19 protein-coding genes are annotated in these 23,985 nt (G+C 42.7%); all 19 read right to left on the minus strand.

Annotated elements, in window-relative coordinates; genetic code table 11:
* Nucleotides 1-18: 18 nt before the first annotated feature.
* On the minus strand, nucleotides 19-3,411 hold the full coding sequence (gene tssM, locus ELZ11_RS14665) for a type VI secretion system membrane subunit TssM (RefSeq protein ID WP_137358167.1): 3,393 nt from the start codon (nucleotides 3,409-3,411) through the stop codon (nucleotides 19-21).
* A gap of 2 nt (nucleotides 3,412-3,413) precedes the next feature.
* Nucleotides 3,414-4,610, minus strand: a complete 1,197-nt coding sequence (gene icmH / locus ELZ11_RS14670) for a type IVB secretion system protein IcmH/DotU (protein WP_137358168.1) — start codon at nucleotides 4,608-4,610, stop codon at nucleotides 3,414-3,416.
* 4 nt (nucleotides 4,611-4,614) lie between these two features.
* Complete coding sequence (tssK, locus tag ELZ11_RS14675; RefSeq protein ID WP_137358169.1) at nucleotides 4,615-5,946, minus strand: type VI secretion system baseplate subunit TssK; 1,332 nt, start codon at nucleotides 5,944-5,946, stop codon at nucleotides 4,615-4,617.
* 41 nt (nucleotides 5,947-5,987) lie between these two features.
* Nucleotides 5,988-6,473 (minus strand): type VI secretion system lipoprotein TssJ, encoded by a 486-nt coding sequence (gene tssJ / locus ELZ11_RS14680; protein WP_137358170.1) that lies wholly within the window; start codon nucleotides 6,471-6,473, stop codon nucleotides 5,988-5,990.
* Complete coding sequence (locus tag ELZ11_RS14685) at nucleotides 6,470-7,420, minus strand: FHA domain-containing protein (protein WP_137358171.1); 951 nt, start codon at nucleotides 7,418-7,420, stop codon at nucleotides 6,470-6,472. The genes tssJ and ELZ11_RS14685 overlap by 4 nt, the downstream gene beginning before the upstream one ends.
* A 3-nt stretch (nucleotides 7,421-7,423) precedes the next feature.
* Nucleotides 7,424-8,149, minus strand: coding sequence for a type 2 periplasmic-binding domain-containing protein (locus ELZ11_RS14690; protein WP_137358263.1), 726 nt, complete (start codon nucleotides 8,147-8,149; stop codon nucleotides 7,424-7,426).
* Nucleotides 8,139-9,140, minus strand: coding sequence for an ABC transporter substrate binding protein (locus tag ELZ11_RS14695; protein WP_137358172.1), 1,002 nt, complete (start codon nucleotides 9,138-9,140; stop codon nucleotides 8,139-8,141). The genes ELZ11_RS14690 and ELZ11_RS14695 overlap by 11 nt, the downstream gene beginning before the upstream one ends.
* Entirely contained in the window at nucleotides 9,137-11,704 is a 2,568-nt protein-coding gene (locus ELZ11_RS14700; RefSeq protein ID WP_244291665.1) for an MFS transporter, read from the minus strand. The genes ELZ11_RS14695 and ELZ11_RS14700 overlap by 4 nt, the downstream gene beginning before the upstream one ends.
* 9 nt (nucleotides 11,705-11,713) lie before the next feature.
* Nucleotides 11,714-14,329, minus strand: coding sequence for a type VI secretion system ATPase TssH (tssH, locus tag ELZ11_RS14705; RefSeq protein WP_137358173.1), 2,616 nt, complete (start codon nucleotides 14,327-14,329; stop codon nucleotides 11,714-11,716).
* Between the two features lie 47 nt (nucleotides 14,330-14,376).
* Nucleotides 14,377-15,309 (minus strand): type VI secretion system baseplate subunit TssG, encoded by a 933-nt coding sequence (locus tag ELZ11_RS14710; RefSeq protein ID WP_137358174.1) that lies wholly within the window; start codon nucleotides 15,307-15,309, stop codon nucleotides 14,377-14,379.
* 34 nt (nucleotides 15,310-15,343) lie between these two features.
* Nucleotides 15,344-17,095 carry a type VI secretion system baseplate subunit TssF gene (gene tssF, locus ELZ11_RS14715; protein WP_137358175.1) on the minus strand — a complete coding sequence of 584 codons (1,752 nt, stop codon included), beginning with the start codon at nucleotides 17,093-17,095 and terminating at the stop codon, nucleotides 15,344-15,346.
* Nucleotides 17,088-17,510: a type VI secretion system baseplate subunit TssE gene (gene tssE / locus ELZ11_RS14720; protein ID WP_137358176.1), complete on the minus strand. Its 423-nt coding sequence runs from the start codon at nucleotides 17,508-17,510 to the stop codon at nucleotides 17,088-17,090. Before tssE ends, tssF begins: the two co-directional genes overlap by 8 nt.
* Nucleotides 17,510-18,904 carry a type VI secretion system contractile sheath domain-containing protein gene (locus ELZ11_RS14725; RefSeq protein WP_137358177.1) on the minus strand — a complete coding sequence of 465 codons (1,395 nt, stop codon included), beginning with the start codon at nucleotides 18,902-18,904 and terminating at the stop codon, nucleotides 17,510-17,512. Before ELZ11_RS14725 ends, tssE begins: the two co-directional genes overlap by 1 nt.
* 37 nt (nucleotides 18,905-18,941) lie before the next feature.
* A complete protein-coding gene (gene tssC / locus ELZ11_RS14730) occupies nucleotides 18,942-20,420 on the minus strand; it encodes a type VI secretion system contractile sheath large subunit (RefSeq protein ID WP_137358178.1) in 1,479 nt (492 codons plus the stop codon).
* Nucleotides 20,420-20,923, minus strand: a complete 504-nt coding sequence (tssB, locus tag ELZ11_RS14735) for a type VI secretion system contractile sheath small subunit (protein WP_137358179.1) — start codon at nucleotides 20,921-20,923, stop codon at nucleotides 20,420-20,422. The genes tssC and tssB overlap by 1 nt, the downstream gene beginning before the upstream one ends.
* A gap of 19 nt (nucleotides 20,924-20,942) precedes the next feature.
* Nucleotides 20,943-21,464 (minus strand): type VI secretion system tube protein Hcp, encoded by a 522-nt coding sequence (locus ELZ11_RS14740; RefSeq protein ID WP_137358180.1) that lies wholly within the window; start codon nucleotides 21,462-21,464, stop codon nucleotides 20,943-20,945.
* Between the two features lie 33 nt (nucleotides 21,465-21,497).
* Nucleotides 21,498-22,895 carry a type VI secretion system protein TssA gene (locus ELZ11_RS14745; RefSeq protein WP_137358181.1) on the minus strand — a complete coding sequence of 466 codons (1,398 nt, stop codon included), beginning with the start codon at nucleotides 22,893-22,895 and terminating at the stop codon, nucleotides 21,498-21,500.
* Between the two features lie 220 nt (nucleotides 22,896-23,115).
* Complete coding sequence (locus ELZ11_RS14750; protein WP_137358182.1) at nucleotides 23,116-23,415, minus strand: PAAR domain-containing protein; 300 nt, start codon at nucleotides 23,413-23,415, stop codon at nucleotides 23,116-23,118.
* Nucleotides 23,416-23,985: a DUF6931 family protein gene (locus tag ELZ11_RS14755; RefSeq protein WP_137358183.1), complete on the minus strand. Its 570-nt coding sequence runs from the start codon at nucleotides 23,983-23,985 to the stop codon at nucleotides 23,416-23,418.

Raw genomic sequence — 23,985 nt, forward strand, 5'->3', positions numbered from 1 at the left:
TCTTTGAGGAGAGTAGAATTAGATACCACTTGGAAGAGAGAACCCTGAGAAGAACCCTGGAACAAATGGATTCGATTGTCCTTGAGTTTTGATGGTCAGCTTAACCTTGCTTTCTCCGTAACTGAACTCGACTTGAGTGTCCTGCGACGTTGAAAAGTTCACGTTTGGTCCAATTAACCTAAACCAACTCCACGTACCTTCTACATTCTCTTTACCCACTGTTGTTTCTTGAGCATTTAATTCAATACCAAGCTTCTCAATGAGCTTCGCATCGCCTTGCCAAGATTGCTGGCTCCATAATGTTGGGCCATGACGATAAGTGAAGATAGGCTTATCAGCGATGATAGAAAACTCGGTTAAATCAGAGCTCATGTCTACCGCTTTCACTTGGAAGTTAATTAAGATATTGGAAGGATCCGCAAGGAAAAGGGCATTCTTTATGTCCGTCGCTTTATCCATCATGGTCCATACATCAGGTGCAAGCATTAGCCCTGTACTCGGTAATAAACCTGGTAGATAAGGTGAGTCATCGTTGCTTGCGACAAAGCTGCTCAAGCGGTTTTGATAGAATTTATCTAAGATACCGTTGTTCACAAAGAAGGCTTTGACATCTGCAACACTTACGTCAGATTTAGACTGCTGATTAAATGGGTAGAAGGACGCGAGTCGTTGTTGATACGGCTGGTATACCTCTGTATTCCATGCATTGTTAATGTAGTCATGAGCAAGTGACATGATCATTTCGTTACTTTGGGTGACAACTTTCGTCGTAATGTCATTGGCCAAAGGAAGTTGATCATCGGCTAGCCCTGCTAACGTCGCGATTGGGTTCCCAGCTTGTAACGTTGCTGAAAGTGTATCAAACGCGACTTTTTGCGGCTCTTTAGTTTGGTAAAACTTGTCGCCCCATTTTTTCGCTTCAATAAACGACGCAAGCAAGCTATCAAGTGGCTTTTTACCTTGATCGTTTGGTGATATCTGCTTTTTGTAGTCTTGGAAGCTTAACGATATTTGACGAGCAGACTCCTTTTTATCTGGGTCTTGTACAGGTAAATCCGCGCTTGCATCTTTGGTTTTAGTGTCATCATTCGCTGTCGCCAATTCCACATAAGTGTACTTAGTTATAGTGGTATATAGGCTGGATAGCGGGTTATCAGATGCGCCGGACAAGGTTGTTAATACACGGTTTAAATCACTAGGGTTAGAGACACCGGTGACTTCGATATTACGAATAAAATCGCGCCAGTAATTTATGTAGTCATTTTGATAAGTCTGCTTTAACTCACGGCTGATCCTGTGTAGCTCTAGGGCGCTAGGGTAAGCACCTGCAACACCTTCATATGATTGCAGAGCTTCTTTAAGCACTTCGGAACTAACCGATAAATCAAGTTCGTTAAACCCAGTCGGCGTGTAGATATATGGAACTAGGTAGCCGACGTAGTTCGAAGAAAAGCTAAAGATCGACTTAAAGTTATCACCTAATTCATTTCGAATATCGACGCGGCTTGCATAGCGAGGGGAGCTCAAAATGTGCTCATAAAGCAAGGTTTCGATGCCCGTTTGAGTAATTACCTTTTTCGCTAAGCTTTCTAAGTCTTGATTGGACTTTTTAGGAATGAGGTTACGCTCAAAAATATCGTTAAGCAGCACTTTAAGTTGAGCGATACTTACACTGTCTGCTTCGCCTTGGTCCTGTAAGGTTTTCACGTAGTAAGCTTTAAGCTCTTCAATGTTGGTACGATCTTTACTAAAGAGTAGGCGATAGTTATTGAGCAAAGACAGAGTTCGAGATTGATCTTCCAAGTTGACGTAAACGAACAAATCTTTTTCTAGCGTTTTTTCCATAGACGGAACTAATACACGTTGTAGCTCAGAAAAGTAGGCTTGTTCGATTTCAGGCTTGATACTTGGGTTCGGCATAAACGGCAGCGTATACCAAGGCTCTGGTTGATTGTAGAGGCTGTAGATCCGTTGAAGAGAATACAGGTTAGGAATGTTGTCCGCCATATTTTCAATGTCGTATGGAGACGCAGAGATAGCCTCTTTGTAACGTTCTAACATGTTATCAGCGCGGTTCTCACGCTGGCTTTGAAAATCGAAATCGAATTTGATCACCAAAAGTGCAGTCGCTAACAAACCGACCCATGCAGTAGTAAATGCAATTTGGTTGAACAGAAGCGTGTTTTCTTTTCTTTTGTTAACGCCAACTAATTCGTGCTCGTTAAGGATCACGTGCGTCATTAAGTGTTGAGCAAATAAGGTTTGGCTTACTGGGATTTGTTCGTGTTGCTGATAGTACTCGTGACCAGCTGAGTAGGAGACGGTACTTGCAAGCAAATCAGACTGAGGAGAGTTTTGACCATCGTGCGTGAAGTAGAAGCCTCTAAATTGAAGTGCATCACTGAGTTGTTCGCCTCGGTATAAGCGATGTAAGAATAGCCATAGGCTTTGTTTTAACAAACCGAACTGAAATGGGGCACTAGCTATCGAGTTTCGATAATCTTGATTTAGTTGTCCCGCAAGAGCACTGCTCATATTAGCGATAAGCTGGCTAATTAAGTGATCGTACTCTTCATTGAACCAATCAGCATCAATACCACCGTGTTTGTTGTATGGAGAGGTTGCACCAAATACATCATCACGTTTTGATTCATCGAAAGCTGAAAAGAACTGGCAAAAATCGCTGATGCTTCCCATGTTCGAGATAATGTTATAAATCGGCAAGCTTACGCCAAACGCTTGATTAAAGGTCTTAATGGTTGACTTGAGTTCATCTGCAGCTTGAGTAATTTGCTCGTTATTCTTAAGCAAATTGGATACTTCTGTTGTAAGCAATAGGCCATTTGCTGCTTGGCGCGGACGCCATGAGTTTAGTGACTGACAAAGCGTTTTTAAGTACTCAGGGTGCTGGTCATCTCCCATGCTTATGGAGATTAAGATTGAGTGCTCGCATACCCAAAATAAGATAGGGAACTCAATGTCATTACCAAAATCATCTAGCTTGTAAGCTTCGTAACCCATTTGGGTAATGATACTCTTGTCTTTGCTCGGATCGTCACTTAGTAGTAGATAAATAGGTTGGTCGTAGCGACTACTCAAGCGAATTTTTCTTTTCTGCCCACTGATCATACGAAGAAAGTGAGACGCGAGTTGTTTCTTACGTTTTTCGATAAGCTCTTTATCGATAGCTTGTTCTTTTGATTTCGGTGTTCTTTTTATCAATACCCAATAGCAAATGACACCAATAAGTGTCGAAATAATCGCTGTGGTAGTCAAAGCTGCCACTAAATATGTGTTGAGAGGAGTTAACCAAACGATGCTCGTCACGATTGTGAAGAACATAACAGATGAGGCGAAGGCAATGCCTGCTGATTTCTTTTTGTTCGCTGGTTGTTTCTTTGCTTCAGGCATAATCAGTTAGACTCTTCCTTGTTTAAGTCTTGTACCGGATTGCGGACAATAATGGCGTTAATATCATCGTTTTCTACGTACCAAGCTTTAATTGTTCTGGCTTGTTCGGCTGAATCAGTACGCAGGATCACTCGATAATATTTTTTGTATGGGTCGATAGCGGGTTCATATACCGAAGGAGATAGCTTTTCAATGAATGCTTCGGCGTTCTTCTTACTAGAAAAAGTGGCGAGTTGAACCAACCAATTTGCAGTCATAGATGAAAACAGATCGGTTTTCGGGTTCTCGATTGCGTCGGCTTTACTAGCATGCCGTGGTGGCGCGACTAAATCGTCATCTTGGCTGATGAAAACGATATCTTGGGTTTCGCCTGAAAGAATATACCTTTGGCTAAAATCGGGAAGGAAACTAAAGTCGCGCGCCCGCTGAGGGTGAGTTTTAGTGTACCAGAATTCAGTCAGTCCTACGCTGGTGGCAATCAGACAGAAAAAAAACAAGCTGGTAATGAAGTAGCGCTTGCGGCGAGTAGGTTTACGTATTTCCGGTAACTTTACTTTTGTTCGGCAATGTACACCACTTACCGTGCGGTACTGGCTTATTGTTTGCTCTAATTGGTGGATAAAAGCTTTAAGTTGTTCTGCACCACCATCTCGATATTGACCTTTAAAACCAATATTTAAAAACAGATAAATGAGCTCGAGTAAATCGATGAGCTTATGAGGCTGTCGAGCTGCTTTTTCAGCAACTGAGAAGAAGAGTTCACCACCGTTACGCATACCGAAGAGTTCACTTAATAAAGTCTTATTCTCCCAGCCTCGCTTTTCTCCCCAATCGGTATAAATGATAAATTCATCGAGGACAACAGCGTATAAAAAGCACAGCTTATCAATGACAGCAATTGGGTAGGTGAGTTCAGTGGCTTGAGCCTTGATGTCATTAATGCTGTGGATCAGTTGTTCGCGAAAAACGGTTAAGTCTTCGGGCTCGGATAACGTCGATACTTTAAGAGTTTTGGTTAGTAGTTCGCTACTGATATTGATTAACTGATTTTCAGCCTTATCAAAATGGCGCAGAAACTCTTCTTGAGTACTGGTTGAGTGAACAGAGATGAGTTTAGAAAAACTGTGTTCATCAGCCGCTTTCGAAGCCTTGGGCTCCGCTCTATCAATAACTAACGTTTCTTCGTCTAAGTAATCCATGTTGCTATCTCAGCGCGTAAAGTATGACTTCAAGATCTGGAATACGCGCGTCAACATGAAGAGCTATCGCATCACGTGTGTCTAACATATCTAGCCAGTTTCTATCCTTAGTATCAATTTCGAAATACGCCACGCCTTGCATTGGTTTCAGTTCACTTGGTGCGATCGGCAGTGGAGAAAGAGGAATCCCTGACAATGAACTTCTTACCAGTTCAACAATCTTGTTGTTGCTGCTGAGCTTAGCCGAGATAGGGAATAGCTCATTGAGTTCTGTACTGCTGATGTCTGACTTCACACTAAGTACGAAGCGACGATTGTAGACGCTACTTGGATCTTTAATAAGCGTACGTAGCAAGCGGCGCTTTTCGAATAACGTTGTATCCCATTTAAACTCAATAACGGAGTCTTGCTGAACCAAAGTAAGTAAGCTTCTTAGGTTAGAAAATAACGGGTTAAAGTTATTGTATAAACTGTCGTATTTAAGTGGCGCGCAAGGCTCAGGAATGGCTGGAGTAAGTGCCATTACTTGAGCTTCAAATTGCTTAAGCTTTGAATACAGTTGATGTGTAGGATGCTTAACGTTGTTTATTGTTAAGTCGAACCATGGAAGCCAAGTGTTGAGAGTTTGTAGCCAAAGGAAATCTTGCATTAAAGATTGAGGGCTTTTCTGTCCTTGACCCGCTTCAATGCGCTTCAACAAGTTTTGCGCTCGGTTACTAACTAGCGCGTGTATTTCTTTTACTCGTTCGCTAAGAAAAGTAGAAGCGCCATAATGTAAACAAGCCGGGATAAAGGCTCTGTCTAGAATAACTTCTTCGGAATCACTGATCTCTAAGATCTTTGCCACTGGGATTAAAGTAAATCCTGATGTGTCTTCGTCTCCAAATTTTAAGCTGATGTTCAGGTGTGCAACGTCAATTTCAACGCTCGCGTTTTCTGAAGTAGAAGTATCAAACACATTGATAGATCGAGTTAGGTAACGACTTTGTTCTTGACCATCTTCACTGTAATCATTATTACCTTGCAAAGAGATAGGCAGTGCTAGGTACACTACGCTTTCGATAGTGCCTTGCGGAATGTCGATTGCTATTTCAGTTTTTAGATCGAACTGAGTGCCGTCCGGGAAAATACCCGCACAGCTTGGAATCGATAGCTTACCAATCTTAAGTAAATCGTGATTGATGACCAGTTCGGTGATACCGAAAAATGGGGCAAAGCCCGCTAAAGTTTCGATGTTTTGGCGAATGTAGTTTTGCACATAGCGATCTTGCTGTTGGAAGTGCTGAGGTGCGATAAACATCCCTTCTTGCCAAACTACTTTTTTGAAAGCGTCCACGTGGTGTCCCTATCTATTATTATTTTTCAATGTATGCAGAACTAAAAAAGTTGCCACCAACTTGAGTCGGGCGTGATCACCACAAGTTCAGCCTTGTTACCCGTTAAGCTAAGTTGTAGGTATTGTTCAGGATCACTAGGTAGCATTTGAACAGTTTTAGTTGTGCTGTTTTGATAATCGGCAAATTCGACAAGTGCTGCGACATACTGAGTGTTTTTGTTGATGTCGAGCGTAAGTTCTTGTGTAGAATTTGGTAATACAACGGGTAAAACCTGCTTGGAAACCAAGTTCGCAGCTAGCAGCTGTAGGTCGTTGTTGTACAAATCAATAAACGGCAATTGTTTGAATAACTGTTGATCGGTAAGTTGATACAGCCTTACAACAACCGGGTTAGCTTGGTCATCGTTGTATTGGTTGATCGTGGTATCAGCTTTAACTGTAAATGTATGCTGAGTGACCACTGCAACAGGATCAGACGAACATGCCGTTAGTAAGAAAGTGAAAGCTAGAAGAACGAGGCGTATCATTCTCGCTCCTCGCTATGTTTTTGCATATTTTCCATAAACAGAGCTTTAAACTGCCTTCTGAAGTCACCATTGTCTTGGCGATGTTGGAAATGTTTACGGTAGATCTTCCAGTACTTCTTTTCTTTGTTAGAAAACATTCCGCTAGATACATATTCACTGAATTGGTTTTCTAACTGGGTTGGAGCGAATTCATTTAAGAATTGATCAACGGTCTTCTCCAAAGCTTCAAACAACGCTTTTTGCTGCAGTTGTGGATTCTGCAAATATTGTTGGTTTTTCTCCGTTAGCGTTATCAGCTTATCGATGGACTCTTCGATACGAGTATTGTTATCGACATTAACGGGTAAGTACTCTAAGTCTGAAGGTGCGCTAATCGCTTCCGACGAGTGACTGATTTCGTCAATTTCGACGTTGGGCGCAACTTGAGCTTCTTCGAGATCTTCAAATGGATCAGAAGCAAACGGGTCGTCACTGAGTACATTATTTGACGAAAAAGTGGGTTTTGGCTTTTCAGGCGCGAGTTCAGGCATATCGTCCAAAAAATCTACATCACCGTCGTCTAGTTTTAGATCAAAACCGTCTAAGAACGAGTCGTCATCCGCAACTGTTTCAGTAACGGTGTTTTGTGGATTATTCAACATGCTGATTAGCAGGGTATAGCTGCCCACTTTGATGATGTCGCCATCGGTAACAGGGTACTCTTTGTCACGGATAAGCGCTTTATCATTAAGCGTCATACCATTATTACTGACGTCTTTAACTACATAGCCGCGATCCGTTAATGAAATTTGGCTATGCACACGAGAAATGTTTTTGCTTTGGTCGGGTAAAGCGATGTCGCAAGATGGAGAACGACCTAAACTACCCCCAGCCTCTGGTAGGTAGGTAACGCGTGAGGTAACAACCTCTTCAGCAGGTACAGAAATCATGTGAACACTGATGGACAATGTTTACTCCTCGCACTTTGATATGGCTGAATTAAAGCTTTCAAGAAAGCCTGAATAGGTATTAAGGAATCTATTTGAGAAATAAACGCCCATATCCTTAGTATCCAAAACTGTAGAGTTGAAGTAGTCAGACGGCAGAGACGCCTTTTTGATTTCAGTTTGGAATACCAATTCATCCTCTAAAACAATATCAATTTCCCTTTGTTTTAAAAGCTTTAGTAATACTTTAGCATCTCGCGGCTGCTTAACGACGTTAAATCCGTTACGTTTTAACCAAAACCATTTGTTGGAGCCAAATTTCGCTGAAAAGTTAAGGTTTAACTTTGACAATTCATCAATTTTCGGTTCAACACCTGGTCCGAAATACCAGCTAAGAGTTTGCTGTGCAATGGGGGCGGATAGGGTGGCATACTCGTCTCGTTCAGCGGTTTGCGTAGCAACGAAAAAGCCATGTTGGCTGCCACTGTGAACTCGAAGCTGAGCGTCGGACCAACTTGTCATTGTTAGTTGGTAAGGCTGGCCCATTTTTCCGAGCGCACATTTTACTTTGTCGAGCGCTATGCCTTGCATTTGAGCGTTCTCGTAGCTTTGATAAGGTGGCCAATCTTGCGTTGTTAATAGCAAGCGTGAAGGACCAATTTGTAGTTCCGCGCTAGCAGAAAAAGACCATGATGCTGTCAAAAGGCAAGCCACCAGCGGTACTCTCAAATTTTTTACTCTATCTAACATCATTAGAGTTTCCTATTACTTCGGAAATTTTCAAAATAGATACTGGAGGGTAGTAGTCGAGCTTCTTTGCAGCCTTTATGTTGACGATATAAGAATATTGGCTAAGTGATTCCATAGCGACGTCATTTGCTTTGCTTGTACCTTTCAATATTAGCTCGGCCTTATGGGCTGCAAATTGACCTACGTTGTAGTAACGGCTCACTATTCCAAATAGAGCTTCATGAGTTCTTATCGGACTTTCAGTGGCTGAAAATGTCGGTATATCCATATCGTGCAACGCAGTGACGACTTCACCACCTTTAGCGATGATGTAGGAATCTGGCGGCAAATAGGCTAGGTCGACACCATCACTTTTCATTTGGCTGACGGTCTTATTAATAAGGCTGCTGTTCGATTTATTTTTGTTTACTTCCAAAGGGTACAAAATAACACGCTTGTTATAACTTTCCGATAATTCCATCATCTTATTTGCTGTAAGAACTGAATTATTTTCATCAGGATTATAAATAACCCCAATTTTCGAAATGTTATTTAGCTTTTCAATGGCTTTAAACTGGATTTCGTGCGGAACAATATGGCTAACACCTGTGAAATTACGTGCATTAGAGTTGATATCTGGAATTAGTTTAGAGCCGATAGGATCAGTGACAATACTGAATACTACTGGCGTGGAGTTATTCAGGCGAAAATCACTAGGTGCTTCGTAAGTGCCGAGTAAATTAAGCGTGATAGTGGTTCCGAATGAGTATATTAAATCAGCATCTTTGTAGCGTAGGCTATCGATATATTCTGCGAGTTTTAGCTTATCTCTATTAGCATCGAGAATCGTAAAGCGAACATTTTCTCGCTGAGATAGGTAATTCATAAAGCCTTGTTCAGCATCTGTTATACCGCGCCATAACAACAATATTACATGCTTTTCTTGCGACTGTGTGGCCCAAGACAGAGGGGACAGAACGGCTAAGCTAATAATTAAGAGTAATAACCTCATGATTGTACTCCAAGTTTTTGCTTATCGAATTTCAAGAATACTGAGAAAAAGGCGATCAAGCTTAGGGAGCTTGCAAGTAACGCTGCGCCGAAAATAACAATGGTTTGATCATAACCAAATATACTCAAACATACGCCAGCCAGCATTGGTCCTGCGATATTACCTAAACGTTCGGTGAGTCTGAAAATGCCGATTATTTTTCCTTTTTCTATTCCTTGGCCTGAAAGTAGATCAATCACCAGCGGTATTTGTGGAGATACGCAAATTCCGTGAGCAATTCCGACAATAATAACGATCAGTAATAAGCCTAACGTTCCTTGGAAAAAATAGAAATTCAGTAGAGCGATAGAAGAAAGCATCCCTCCAATAAATATGAACGCCATTTTATTTTTTAGCCTATCGACAAGAATAGCGCTCAATGGTGAAATTAAAATGATCGCCAAACCATATGCCATGATGACTCGGCCGGACACAGAACTACTTTCTCCTAGAAATTGTAGATAGACAGGACAGATGTAATATAAAAAACCAGTTAAAACAATTTTTGCTGGAATGGCGCTAAATATCGTAATAAGTGCAAAGTATTTATTACTTAGCAGCAGCTTGAAGTCACTTAACTTGACTGGTTTACTGGTGTTGTTGGATGTGGACTTTTCAAAGAAAACCCTGACCAATACTACGCTAAGGCCGGCGAGTATCCCTGCGAATAAAAATGTGGCTGAGTAACCTAATTTCTCTGCCAATATCCCACCGATAGCCGCGCCACATAAAGAGCCGGAAAAGAACGACGAAAGGAAGGTTGCCATGCCTTTAGTACGGTTGCTGTCATTTGTGGTGTCAGACACGTAGCCTTGAGCCGAAATAAAAACAATGCCGTAGCCAACCGCGGTGAAAGCACGTGCTATTAAGAGGAGTTCGATTGTTGGCACAAAGGCTGTCGCAACCAAACCGACGCTGGTAATAATCCCCCCCGTCATCAAAGAACGGCGTCGACCAACTTTGTCAGACCAATATCCAGCAAAAGGCAGTGATACAGCCCAGCACAGCATAAACAGAGAAATGGGTAGGCTAGTAATCAAGCTCGCCGGAATCCAGCCATTGGAACTGTCCAGTGATAAAACGTAGGTTGGGAAGAACGCTAATGACGATGCTTCTGAGAAAACTAATAAGAATAAAGGTAAGCGTATGAAGCGAAAATCTTGTTTATCAATTGGTGAAGACTTCTGTTCTGGATGAAGCTGTTTTATTGAACGGTTCGCTAACTCAAGAAGTTTACCTATTTCGTCCTTTGACGATATCTTCGCTACGTGATTCACCACATCGCGATTCAGCATCATGAATACTTTCTTCACTTGGTTCCATGGCGAAATTATCATGAAATTGCACATGAAGAGGATGATCTCTGCCACGACTAAACAGGAAGCAACCAGTACGGTGATCATGTCCATGACGCTTTCTTTTAGAAGCTTGATAATTAGATTGTTATCTGTGGTCACGCTCAATTCGATATTCGCAGTGTTTTTGACGGAGAACTTGGCTTCTCGGATGGCCTCATGATGTACAGCATTATCCGGATAATGGTAAGCAAGCCCATTGTCACTCTGGAAGTTGATGGCTAAAATTTCTTCGTGTTTATCGACGTAAAATGCGAATTCATTTTCCAATCCGTTTAGCCGGTCTGCCGGGACACCTTGATCGAGCAGTCGCTGGATCATTTGATTTAATGAATCACCAATTAAGTTAGATTTCTGCTCAAGCTTGACCTCATAGATCTGCGAAAATTTTTCGAGCGACTGATACGAAACAGCAAGGTTTGCAATGATCGTTAGGATAATCGCTAGCGTGATAATAAGCAGAGGGAATTGTTTTGCCTTCAGTCTCGCAAACCAAGTAAGGTTCTTCGGAGACTGTAATGCTTTATGTGCTTCGTTTAGCGTTGGCAGTAACGCTTGGTTGTCAGTATTGTCGTTAAGAATGTCGCTCGCACGGTTGACTCGGCCAACAATACTTTTTAATAAATATTTGAGTGCAATAAACGCAACGAAACTTGAAATAATAATCCAGGTAACGGAATAGAGAACCTGAAGCTTTAGAATCCAAGATTTCTGTTTAGCGAGAGATTGTGTGGAGTAGTAGAGTCTAATCTCACCTTCAACCAATCCAAAAGAGTTAATGATTTCGACAGAAAGTAGTCGACTTGCGTTGTCTGTCGGATTACCAGAGCTGAATAGAACCTGGTTTTGATTAGACATGACCGCTAAAGACGTTATGCCATCGGCAAGTTGAACACGTCTATCCAGTAAGCTTTGGATATTGGAAATAGCAGAAAGTGGTAGGCCTAAGCTAAGGGCTTGTTTTATGTCGTTCTCAGTTTCATCGAGAACGATTTGATAAATGGAGTCTGAAGTGTCTGTGAGCCTCTTTTCGAAATTGAAATAGTTTAATGTGGCGTTCAATGTAATAGAGAACAGCAAAACCGCCATGATCGCCAACATCAACTTAACTCTAAGAGATAAGTTGATGATTGAATGTGTAACGATGTTGCTGCCGATTCTGCTGTTCATTCTATTTTACTAACTAATGGTTAAATCAAAGTCTTGGCTATTGTTCGTTGCGGTAACGCTTACTTGAGTGATTGGTTCACTTCGGCTTAATCGGCCAATACACTCTTCCGCAAGTCTAGGCATGAGAGAACGGTTAATGATTTGCTCTACTGCACGCCCGCCCGTTGTTGGATCCGTGTTTCTATCGACAACGAATTGCACGAAGTCAGCATCCCACGTAAATGTTGCTTGATACTGTTCAGCCAGTTTCTTCTTGATACGGTTGAGTGAAATCTCAGTGATCTTAGCGAGCTCTTCATCATTGAGAGGGTAGTAAGGCACGATAGTTGTGCGGCCTAAAAACGCTGGTTTGAAGTACTGCTGTAAGTCTGGGCGGATGGCTTCAAGTAGCTCATCATTATCAATTCTTTCAGACGACTCAGCGCATACATCACAAATAGCTTGGTCAGCAGCGTTTGAAGTCATGATGATGATGGTGTTTTTGAAGTCGACGGTGCGGCCTTCGCTGTCTTTGATATGGCCCTTATCGAAGATTTGATAGAACAAATCATGGACGCCCGGGTGTGCCTTCTCCATTTCGTCAAGTAGGAGAACGGAATATGGGTTACGACGAATGGCTTCGGTCAGAACGCCACCTTCACCAAAACCAACATAACCCGCAGGTGAGCCCAATAGCATCGAGATCTTATGCTCTTCCTTGAACTCTGTCATGTTGATAACGGTTAAATCGTTGCTACCACCGTACAATTGCTCCGCAAGTGCCATCGCGGTTTCAGTCTTACCCACACCACTTGGTCCACACATCAAAAATACGCCGATGGGTTTACGGTTATCAGTGAGGCCTGCTCTTGAAATACGAATTGCTTTAGCGAGTTCATTTTTAGCGACATCTTGACCAATAACGCGCTTATTTAACTCATCTTCTAGAGTCAGTAGCTTAGCGATTTCATCACTCATCATGTTGCCCACTGGAATACCTGTCCAGTTTGCAATAACTTGAGCGATGGTATTGTCGTCTACCATTGCATGAACCAAAGGTTCTTCGCCTTGTAGAGTTGATAGTGAAGATCGTAGTTGGTCTAACTGTTGTTGTTTCTCTTGTTCTACGTTGCCTTCTTCTTGCTGAGTTGTTATTTCTTGTTGTACCGTTTTAATTTGGTCAACAAGCTCTACTTCCTTCTCCCAACGGTCGTAGTACGCTTCGAGCGATTTCTGGTTTGACTCAATCTCAGCAGCTAGTTCTTTGATTTCTTCAGCGCTGTTAGAGAATAGGGCATCTTCTTTCTCTAGAGCTGATTTTTCGTTTTCTTGATAACGAATGGTTTGCTCAAGAGTTTCTAAAACTTCAGGTTTAGCGCCTTGCGTGAGAGCGATTCGGGCACTTGCTGTATCTAGCAAGCTTATTGCTTTATCTGGAAGCTGACGACTTGGTAAGTAACGAATGGATAGGTTTACCGCAGCTTCAATAGCCGATTCTGCAATGAAAGCACCGTGGTGAGATTGCAATGAAGCGGCAACACCGCGCAACATTTGCATTGCATCTTCCGCATTTGGCTCTTCAATGGTTACGACTTGGAAACGACGTGTTAATGCTGGATCTTTTTCGAAGTATTTTTTGTACTCAGCCCAAGTGGTCGCTGCTATTGTTTTGAACTCGCCACGTGCTAGGGCTGGTTTCAGTAGATTCGCTGCATCATTTTGACCTGCAGCGCCACCGGCACCAATCAGAGTATGGGCTTCATCGATAAATACGATAATCGGCACTTCTGAGCTCTTAACTTCATTGATCACATCTTTAAGGCGGTTTTCAAATTCGCCTTTTACGCTTGCGCCAGCTTGAAGAAGACCAAGGTCAAGAGAGTGAATCTGAACGCCTTGTAGTGCGCTAGGGACTTCATCTGCGGCGATGCGTAGCGCTAGGCCTTCAACTACCGCTGTTTTACCAACGCCAGGTTCACCGACCATAATTGGGTTGTTCTGGCGTTTACGGCAAAGAATATCGATTGCTTTACGTACTTCAGAATTGCGCCCGGAGATAGGGTCAATATTGCCATCCAAGGCTTGCTGAGTAAGGTTAACCGTATATTTGCTTAGAGCATCGTTTCCTGACGGTGTCGTATCTACGCCACCAGCGCCTGTGGTTGATGAGGCAGCGCTACGTGCGATCGGCGTTTTACGGATAAGACCTTGCAGTGATTCAAGTGAAACATTGCTTAGGCTTTCAAGTTGTAATGTAGTGACGCCCAGAACGTTTTGTTGCATGAGCGCTTGAACCAAATGCAAACTCACGATCTCACCGTGGCCATAGTTTACTGAGGCAATCATCCATGCATCTTTAATCACTTCAGTCAGACCATGACTTAACGTTGGTTGACCTTCACTGCCTTTTTGTAGCATAGAAATCTTTTTGGAAAGCTCATTCACTACGGTGTCGACACTGATTTTTTGCGTGTCAAACAACGAAGTCAGCTTGGCGTCTTTTTGCGAAATGAGCTGAAGAATCCAGTGCTCGATTTCGATGGCTCCTACGCCTTGATTCATAGCCGCCCCGGCGGAAACTTCTAGCGCCTGCTTAAGCTCAGGCGAGAGTTTTCCTACGAGGTTGGTGAGAGTTACTTGTGTCATATTAAATTCCTTGTATCTCTGTAATCTACATATGCCGTATTAGGGAACTACAAAAGCAAGATTTTTACGGTTTGGTTAGGGTTACGCTCAGGTGCAAGGCAATCGACTTCGCCTAAACGTGCAGCAACGTTTGCATTGCCAGATAAGGTCGGTCTCGATAGATAAGAGCGCATAACGCTGAGATATATCGAAACGGGAGTACTGTCTCTTAAATAGTGCTGGGTCAAATCCAACATAGACTGCGCTAGGTGACCGTCTTTCTGGATTTCATAAAACTCTTTTTGGCTCGTGGGCGTAACGAAAATATTGAGGTTATTAAAGTGCGCTAGACAAGTTTTGCCCAATAAAAAACCTTGTCCGAGCTTACTGTTGAATTGACGTTGAGTACCTAATCGAGTCAGTGAATCATTAGGTAACTGTCTGCGTTCACTAGTTTTGCACTCCACGCTGATCGAGTATGGAAAAAAGTCGTTCAGAATGTGAGCCAATGTAGTTAAGCTTCGACTTTGCTGATTAAGCAATAATGAATATTGAAGGTACTGGCTATGGCGGTTACCTAACGCTGCGAAGTGATTAAGTAATGCAGTTTTTTTTGGATTTTGTTCACTTTCTACGAGCAACCAACGCTGAACATGGGCGCGATAAGTGATTTCAAAGTGTCTTTGGTTGAAGACGTCTAAGAAATCTTTAAGGGCATGATCTTCATTGTGAAGGGCATTTAACAACTCTTCGTAGATGTAGTTAGGTATGACGCCTTTTACGCCAGACAGTGCTTGCTTTGCGAGCCTAAGTTTCGCGCGGTTGCCTTTAAATGAAAAGTATTGGATTTCCTGAGGGTTACCTGTTGGCATCGCTTCAGCTTTAAGCTCCATTTCAAATGGAACTTGACTGCGAGACTGCATACTTTCTAACAGCCTCATTGCCTGAACGAATTCATATCGCTCAGGTTGCTTTGCTAGATCTTGAACAAAGTGGCTCATTGTTCAGCCCTCGGTAGACAAAGGATACGAGTAGTTACAGGCATAATTGGCTACCGTGAATTTTAGGGTACTGCTTAGCAATACCATCTCTGCCATAAACACGAATTTTGACCTGAACGTAGCGGTCGAAACTACAAAACTGTTGAAAGAAACGGTTTAGTACGTCAGAAAAGGCTAGGTATGGACCTGTAGCATCGAGCGTGATTTCGATTTCAGTGCCGGGTGCAAACATGTTTTTTCCCAATACTCGAATCGCGGATACCTGAGAATGAAATTCTACGGTGTGAATCATTTGAATTTCAGAGGCAGACACTTGGCTTCGACTACACAAACTCAGCATTTGTTTCAAATCTGCTGCTGGCGTTTGCGATTGTAGTAACGACGAAAAGTTGGTGTTTAGTAAGCTAACAAACTCCCAGTGCATGTTTTGATCTACCTCGCGAGTAATCGGTGCAGAAGGTGGATAAATCGGAGAAAAATCACCAGGCAAATCGATGCTTTCTAAACACTCCAATGTACCTTCTACGCCGCAAGCTTGCCTGCCGTTTGTACACAGTAGATTCGTGCCCAATAACTTGGTGAACTCCATATCGGAAGGCTGAGATAGGGATAAAGCAATGCTCATATCACCAAATAAATCTTGCTTGGTTTGCCAATAATCAAATTGTTGGTTTTGTGAGTATTTTTCTCTAAATAGTGGTACGAGTGGGACTTCTCCATTAGGGGTTATCTCGTAAACGTTCTGAACTTCTACGATTTCGATATTGCTGTCACTGTGAGCATCCGCATTTACTGGGACTGACAACGTTCGATGATCGTATGAAATAGGTTCACCGGTTTGTTCAAATAGATTTACTGCAGGGATTACATTTAGCTTAAAGACGTCTTTATTGAAAAGACGAATGAATTCAGACGGCAATGAAGACATGAACAAGTTGATAACAATTTCAGATTCTTGGAAATGTTTAGCGTATTGGCCAAAGCCTTTTAGCCTGAAAAATTGGCGCTTTTCTTTAAAGAAAAAGAACTCATTAATCAGTTGGTAGCCAGTAAATTGGTTGCCATATTCTGGAAGAAATTTGAACTCTAAGTCACTAATGCGATTTTTCAGCTGGTGGCTGTCGAGCGTCATATGACGGTTGCATTCACTATCTGAAACTGAAATGGAAAGTGTGTTGCTAAGAAGAAGTTCTACCAGAGAGTCGGCATTATTCTCAAAGCCCTTAACGAAAAAGTCTAAGTCGTCCAAGTTGAGGTGATTGAAATGAACGTCAGGATCGCCAGTACTCAATGATAGCTGAATAACGGCTGTACTTTGGTTCGCTGTTCTTGGACGGTTAAAGTTGAAAGGTGCACTCAGTGCTTTAATGTTACTTAGATTAAAAGGTGCGACTTTTAACTCATCGACAGTACGAAATAAACATTCTTGCTGGGTGCTTGAGCCAGAGAATAGGGCACCTTTAGGCAAGACTGAAGCTTCAACGGGGCCGTCTTCAATTGCTAACTCTAAATATGCGACACTTGGTACCGTTTGAATATATGACGGATACAAAACACCAAGGATACCTTCTATTACTTCCGGTAATTGTTCAGAAAGGCGCTTTTCGACGTTAGCGTTTAATAATGCTACGCCGTCCAATAAACGCGCCATGCTAGGGTCTTCAATTTTACCTTGGTGGATATTGAGCTTTTCAGCATGCCCAGGATATTCTTGACCAAATTGGCCTAACGAGCGACGTACAAACGCTAGCTCTTGTTCAAAATAGCGCATAATGGGATCAGTCATAGCTATCCTCTTCTAATGATGTTGCTAGGTCGTTTAACGCAATTTTTGAATCAAAGATAAGCTCTTGCTCTCCGTGAAGGGTTTTAACCTTAGCTATGATGTTGAAAGACAGGGAGTTATCGCCTTCTTTTCTATCATTTAGCTCTATCATTATTTGGCTTAAACGCGGTTCAAAACTCTTAATCCAAGTTTCGATACGAACCGCAAGCTGTGTTCTTTCTAAAGTCGCGCTAAGTAGTTGAATATCTTCGATACCAAACTTAAGGTTAGAGCGATTTACTTCAACCAAACGATCGTCAATGTCTAATAGTGAGGCTTCAGCTTCTAGTAATTTGGTTAAGTGGAACTTAATGTCTTCGACCTCAGCATCTTGATAAGGTTTAGAGTCACTCACAAAGGTTTCCCAAAAACTCATTAGGCTACCTCATCCAAATCAGTGGTTAAGACAACTTCACCGCTGAAGTGGTCAAATTGGTATTGAGGCACGATTCTTAACGTGCAGGAAAAGCTCCCAGCTAGGGAAGTTGACTCTGTAACGCTGACTTTGGCGAAACTAAGAGGGTATTTGGAAAGCGTCTCTTCATTAGCGAATGATACGTTGCTCGCGAATTTCTCTATCCAGTGGGTGAGATACAATTCACACTCGGCTGCACTACTGAAACTTCCGATCATTTCACGAACTTGGACTTTCAAGTAGTGGGCAATTCGACAGGACATTAGTGTTGTTTGAATTTGGGTCAACACTTTGTCATTGTCACTATGACCACATTGCCAAATTGAGTTATTACCGTTGAAATAAAGCTTATTAGTTAACGGGCTTTTGGTCAGAGGGATAAAACCACTTTGGGCATAAAAATTAGAAATTTGACCAAACAAAGCGACGTCGATAACAGGCTTTTCTAGGTAGCTATCGAAATAGTAGTTATTCGGAAGATTAATCACAGCGCCTTGTAACTTGTCGTTCCAGCGAGACTTGAGGAAACCAAACCAATTAACACGCTGAAACTCTCTCATAATGGTGGACGCAAAGGCGACGTTGGCTAAGCCCCAAGTTCCTTGGCCTTGCTCATTATAAATGAAGCCGACTTTACGATTCTTATAGGCTTTGCGCACACGAACTTGGGGTAAGGCCATGCCAATAAAGCGAGAGCTTGGTTTGTTTCTGAGTTCTTGCCACGCTTGAAAGTCCGGACCAGTTAAAATCTTGTTGATGCGGTCAGTGTCAGAAAGCCAGTCAGCGCCATCCTCTCCGAAGAAAGTCGCCACCGGTGAGAAAAGCATAGGGCAGAGAGTTATTTCTCCAAGCTTACCGAGCAGTTCGAGTGTGAATAGATCGTCGTAGTCAGCATCAAAATCGATATCCATTGAGATAGGGTGGGTGAAAGTAATACAGCCGAATGGGTGTCCGCCTAGTGTATTAAGTTCGTTGTTACCGATTTTGTTGTATAAGTCGCTGGCTTTGGTTGAATAAGCCTGATTTACATCACTCGAGATCTCCGCCCAATTCATATCAAGCAACTTAACGTTTGTGCGTTGATAACTTACTGGAAGAGAGGATAGTTGTTTCAAGCCAAGCCAGTTACGTTCAAGCTTTTGAAAGTCATCGTCGTGGATAATTTCATCTAGCTGCAGACTTAACGTACTATCAATAGTCGCGATGAGTTTAGAAATGAGTGAGATGAGTGACGCTTTAGATCGAAGCGCCTGTTTGTCGAGTTCAGATAACAGAGATAAAGCTTCTACGAGAAAAGTATTATCTGTGTTATCTAGGGAGTTGAATTGTTCTTGCCACTCTGTATTTAACTTCATACAAAATTATGGCCGGATTGCTCCGGCCAATTCCTGATTAACCTGGGATCTTCGCAACCATTCGAACCGACGTAGTCAATTCTTCAAGTTGTAGCCAAGGTCTTAGGTGAGCTACAGCAGAGTACGCACCAGGTTTACCTGGTTGTTCTACTACTTCAATGCGCGACTCACATAGAGGAGTCTTAGCACGTTGTTCGTTACCAATTGCACCAGCGTTAGTGTATTGGTCGATCCACAATTGCAGTTCACGTTTAATATCAGGAGCTTCAAGGTTAGAACCTAGCTTGTCACGGCCCATTACTTTTAGGTAATGCGCGATGCGGCTACTCGCCATGATGTAAGGTAAACGTGCAGAAATTGCAGCATTTGCCGTTGCATCTGGGTCTGTAAAGGTTTTAGGTTTCTGAGTTGTTTGACCACCAATAAATACACCATAATTTGAGTTTTTATAGTGAACTAGCGGTAGGAAACCAAGATCAGAAAGCTCTTTTTCACGTTCATCAGTTAGGTTTACTTCAGTAGGACATTGCTGAAGTAGGTCACCAGCTTCAGATTTGAAAGTAAGGTTAGGTAGGTTTTCTACTTTACCACCGTTATCCAAGCCGCGAATAGAAGTACACCAACCTGATGCAGTGTAAGCTTGAGTCATTTTCAGACCAAGATCGTACGCTGCGTTAGACCATACTAGCTCGTCGTTGCTTGTCGGTTTAGGGTTACCGTCCATGTCTGTACCTAGTTCTTCATAGGCAAAAACATCAGTGCTAAGACCTTTGTCACCGTAAGGTAGGCGAGCAAGCGTACGAGGTAGTGTTAGTGTAACGTAGCGAGCGTCATCACTTTCACGGAATGCATTCCATGCTGCGTAAGCTGGAGAATCAAAACCAGCTGCGACAGGCTTACCTTCTGAGAATGTTTGGAAGTCGTTGAATTCAAACATTTCAGCATTAGCTGCTGCTACAAATGGAGCATGACACGCTGCCGCAACTTCGCCCATGTAGCGAAGTAGTGCTACGTCTTCATCTTTCGCACTAAACTCGTAGTCACCGATGAACGTACCGTAAGGTTCACCACCTGCAGTACCGAACTCATCTTGGTATACAGCATTGAAAAGCGGGCTACGATCGATAGCCGGAGCGTCTTCAAATTGGTCAAGCAGCTCTTCTTGAGTGAAATCGACCATCTTGATTTTTAGGTCGCGGCCAAGTTCGCTTTCTTTAACCAGTTTCTGTAAACCGCGCCAAGAGCCTTCAAGTTTCTGAAAGTCTTTTTGCTGCATAACTTGAGAAAGCTGCTTAGAAAGCTTTTTATCGATTTCAGAGATCGCATTCTCAATGGTTTTAGTAACGTTTTTGTCCCACGTTACGGTTCCAGATAGCGCTTGTTCAGTCAGTACTGAGAACAGCTCTTTAGTTGTATCTGCTGGAGTTTGAGTGGTTGCTTCAATCGCACGGTCCAAAAAGCTTAGGGAACCTTCCGCTGCTTCGGGTTGCGCTTGATTTTCAGTTTCTGTGCTCATTACTCAGCTCCTTCTTCTTTAATGCCTAGTTCATCAGAAAGGGCATTAATCGTATCTGCACTTTGTAAAACTTCTTTGAGTAATTTTTCTAAGTCGCGTGAGCGATCGGCTTTAGAAAGAAGTACCTTCAGTTGATTACGAGTTTCAACAAGTTTCTTGAGCGGTTCAACCTGATCGATGATCGCTTCTGGCTCAAAATCCTTCATTGAATCGAATTTAAGGCTAGCTTCAAACTGACTGTCGTCTTCAGCAAGAACGTTATCTACTTTAAGAGATAACTCAGGACCTACACGTTTCATAACAGTGTCGAAGTTGTCTTTATCAACGTTGTAGAAGGTACGATCTTCAACTTCTTCTTTGTCTTGCTTATGACCTGAGTAGTCACCAATCACCCCAACAACAAAAGGGAGCTCTTTGGTTTCTACAGCGCCATTAGTTTCAACGTCATAGGTAATACTTACGCGGTTCTTACTTACGCGTTTATGTTGGGAATTCAGTGCCACGGTAACTCTCCTTGATCAATTACTTAGCTGTAGAAGTAACTTTAGCTGTAGTTGCATCGAAACCAACTTCAGGACCTTTCTCGATCTTGCCGCCTTCAGCTTCAATGTAGTAAGCCTTAGAAATTTCTGTGTAGGTAAGGCTGAAAGATTCGTTAGGTAGCGAGCCATCAGTCGCAGCCATGTTGTAGCTAGACATGCGAGCAGCTTTCAATGTAACGATTAGGTATGGATCTGCACCAGAACCTTCACGGTTAGGTTTAGTCATTACGATTTCAACGGTTTTACCTTCACCACCTGGAGCGTAAAGGAAGGTCGTTAGGTAAGGTGTAGCACCATCACAACCACGAGTTAGGTTTACTTCACCAAGTGCGACCATACCTTGGTCCGCATTGTTAGCATTACCAACATCGATACCAACACCACGTACTGCACTCCAAGAAACGCTATCAAGTGCAAAGAAACCATCTTTGCCTCCGATCTTTTCTACAGTTGCTGCACCTTTAGGGGTAGTACCATCAATTCTCATAAAAATAGAAGCCATTACTTTCTCCTTGCTTAACGCATAAAATTATTTTTACCATTCAAAGTCTTGCAAACTGCTAGACGATTCACTGGATGTTGGTTCAGAGCTTTGAGTTGTATCGGTTGTGCTATTAACACTATCTTGAGTTGGCGATTGTGCCGGAGCCTCAGGAATAGTGATGTTGGCTGAAGGAGTAACCCCTTGAGCCTGAGTGGTAACTGGAACTGACTTCCCCGATAGATCTGTCTTTTCGGCTTGGTCCATTCCGGTCATTTGGTTAATCTGCTCGATGACATTTCGTTCGGCACCGATCATTTCTTGAAGGAGTTCAGGGAAACTCATATAGCCCCAGCGGATTGAACGTTCCAATAGGAAGGAGATAGGGCTATGCGGTTCTGTTTCTTTAAAATAATCCGCAATTTTGCGAATTTCTTGAAACGCATGGTCACGGCTGACAATGCCATTGATGCTTGAAGCCACGACTTGTGTAACGGCCTGCGTTGCGACACTTTGCACAGGCGCTGCGTCGGCAGGTTGAGCTTGCGGTTGTTCTACAGCAGATGACTGCGAACCTTCTGGCTGAGAAACATTCTCTGGAGCCGTAGGTGTTTGAGCCGCTTGCTGCTCAATTAGGTGGAACTTGTCATCGACAGGCCAGAAGTCAAACTTCTCACCAACCAGAAAGTGGATCGCGTTGATTAGATCGCGAGTGTTGGTTTTGACATAGTTGAAACTGATTACAGTAGCACCAACAGATTGGCATTTTTCTGCGAGAGTCTTCTCTGCTAACTCTAGCTCAGCGTGAATGGCGACTAAGTGCAATAATGTTTCTTTCGTGATTTGGTCGAACGATTGAAGAGCAGTCTCCTTGAGGCTTGCCATGTTTCCTTTTCGTTCAGCTAGCAAATAATCGCCGAAGGTAACGTCACCTACTAATCCAAGCATTTGGAAAGGGACGTAAAACGAAGTTGAATCGACAGATTCACCGACTAGTTGAAGTAAGGGCCTGGTTCGAAACTCTGCAATTTCTCGCGCTTTACCTGCGTCGTCTGTTGCTTTGATTTTTGCTTCCGGTGGGGTTGGGTTTAATGTGTCCCAAAATGTATTCACAAGAGCGCTAAGTGCTGGGATAGCGTCTGCCAAATTCTTATAAGGATCAGAAGTGAATAATTGGCTAGTGATATACCAGCCAAGAATTTCTAAATCTTTTGATTTGGTGGTTAACGTCTCTTCGGAAATCTCGCGTAATGCAGTCCAGTTTTGGGTATTGGTTTCAACCAAGACCGGATCCGCTGAAGCGTCAGGAGTTTCGACAAGTTGACGGAATGAAGATTGAGCGGCGTTATAACTGTTTCTTAAACCACGGTAAGCACTACGATCTAGCTTAAGATATGAACCTGATGGTTCTGATTCTGAGATTGGAACAATTAAACGATCGATATCTGTCATATACGTCCTGTATGCAATTTGTTGTTATTTTTAGGTACAGGTTAAGTGATAATTAATATATAGAGCATATATATTGTAAACACCTGTTAACATTTATTAATTCTAGAGCTTTTTTATGAAAAGTCTCATTCAAAATAAATATTTACCTAAAAGTTTGAACTACATCCAATAAACTGGACTGACATCACGTTTTTGTGAAACCTCATGAAAAGTAAGGAGTTTAACCTCCGACCAGTACAGTAGGCATCCCAAGAACTATGCTGCCACCGTGGCTAGTGGTATCGCCCATACGAGCAGCAGGCTTACTGTTAATGAGCACAGTTGCACTGCCTTTGATAATGCTGTCGGGTGGGCCAACACAGACACACATATCGCCCATAGTCGCAGCTGGCATATTGCCGATGAGTACGGTTGGTGCACCAGGCCCCGTAATTGGCCCACCTACATGGGGGATAGGAGGTACTGCTGGCGTTTGCATTGGGCAAACATGCATATCAGTCAATCTTGCTGCTAATGTCATTTAGCTCTCCTTAGCTCCACCGCCTTTGGCTAATTCCAGCGCAAAGTCTGTCGCTTGCCTATAAAACTCATCCATGCCTTCCCAATTTGGTAGCGCAGCCGCATGATTGATCGACCCTGCAACCGCTTTCGAATACAGAAATGGGTCGGGCATGACGTTCGGCAAATCTGGAGCAACAATACTGCCTGCGCCATTCCAAAAGACGGCTTGCGCAAGCCAAGATGGCCCACAGTTAAGGTTAAGGCGGTTGGCAAATAGCTCGCTTTTACGCCTAAGTTCTTCCGAGGGTGCTTTTACCCATTCTTTAGCTGTTGAAATACATTGTTTTTGAGTTGCTGACCAAACATCGCTTCTCATGTCCAAACAATAGGCCGACCACCAAATTGCTTCTCTTACAGGTAGGCCGTGTGCTAATAGCTGAACCAAATCAAAGTATAGGTTGTTCTCAGATAATATTTTTATTGTTTGCTCTACATCCAGATCTTCTCCGATAAGTGACTGAGCTTCCTCAGAACTTGAAAAGCGATCTAGTAATTGTCTTCCTGTCTGATAAGGAATCTTTTTATACAT

It is taken from the genome of Vibrio profundi (genome assembly GCF_005281835.1).
GTDB lineage: Bacteria > Pseudomonadota > Gammaproteobacteria > Enterobacterales > Vibrionaceae > Vibrio > Vibrio profundi.

Excerpts from the sequence above, each read along its gene's own strand:
- tssM (WP_137358167.1), bottom strand. The coding sequence starts at position 3,411 with ATGCCTGAAGCAAAGAAACAACCAGCGAACAAAAAGAAATCAGCAGGC.
- icmH (WP_137358168.1), bottom strand. The coding sequence starts at position 4,610 with ATGGATTACTTAGACGAAGAAACGTTAGTTATTGATAGAGCGGAGCCC.
- tssJ (WP_137358170.1), bottom strand. The coding sequence starts at position 6,473 with ATGATACGCCTCGTTCTTCTAGCTTTCACTTTCTTACTAACGGCATGT.
- ELZ11_RS14690 (WP_137358263.1), bottom strand. The coding sequence starts at position 8,149 with ATGTTAGATAGAGTAAAAAATTTGAGAGTACCGCTGGTGGCTTGCCTT.
- ELZ11_RS14695 (WP_137358172.1), bottom strand. The coding sequence starts at position 9,140 with ATGAGGTTATTACTCTTAATTATTAGCTTAGCCGTTCTGTCCCCTCTG.
- ELZ11_RS14700 (WP_244291665.1), bottom strand. The coding sequence starts at position 11,704 with ATGAACAGCAGAATCGGCAGCAACATCGTTACACATTCAATCATCAAC.
- tssH (WP_137358173.1), bottom strand. The coding sequence starts at position 14,329 with ATGACACAAGTAACTCTCACCAACCTCGTAGGAAAACTCTCGCCTGAG.
- ELZ11_RS14710 (WP_137358174.1), bottom strand. The coding sequence starts at position 15,309 with ATGAGCCACTTTGTTCAAGATCTAGCAAAGCAACCTGAGCGATATGAA.
- tssF (WP_137358175.1), bottom strand. The coding sequence starts at position 17,095 with ATGACTGATCCCATTATGCGCTATTTTGAACAAGAGCTAGCGTTTGTA.
- tssE (WP_137358176.1), bottom strand. The coding sequence starts at position 17,510 with ATGAGTTTTTGGGAAACCTTTGTGAGTGACTCTAAACCTTATCAAGAT.
- ELZ11_RS14725 (WP_137358177.1), bottom strand. The coding sequence starts at position 18,904 with ATGAAGTTAAATACAGAGTGGCAAGAACAATTCAACTCCCTAGATAAC.
- tssC (WP_137358178.1), bottom strand. The coding sequence starts at position 20,420 with ATGAGCACAGAAACTGAAAATCAAGCGCAACCCGAAGCAGCGGAAGGT.
- ELZ11_RS14740 (WP_137358180.1), bottom strand. The coding sequence starts at position 21,464 with ATGGCTTCTATTTTTATGAGAATTGATGGTACTACCCCTAAAGGTGCA.
- ELZ11_RS14745 (WP_137358181.1), bottom strand. The coding sequence starts at position 22,895 with ATGACAGATATCGATCGTTTAATTGTTCCAATCTCAGAATCAGAACCA.
- ELZ11_RS14750 (WP_137358182.1), bottom strand. The coding sequence starts at position 23,415 with ATGACATTAGCAGCAAGATTGACTGATATGCATGTTTGCCCAATGCAA.
- ELZ11_RS14755 (WP_137358183.1), bottom strand. The coding sequence starts at position 23,985 with ATGTATAAAAAGATTCCTTATCAGACAGGAAGACAATTACTAGATCGC.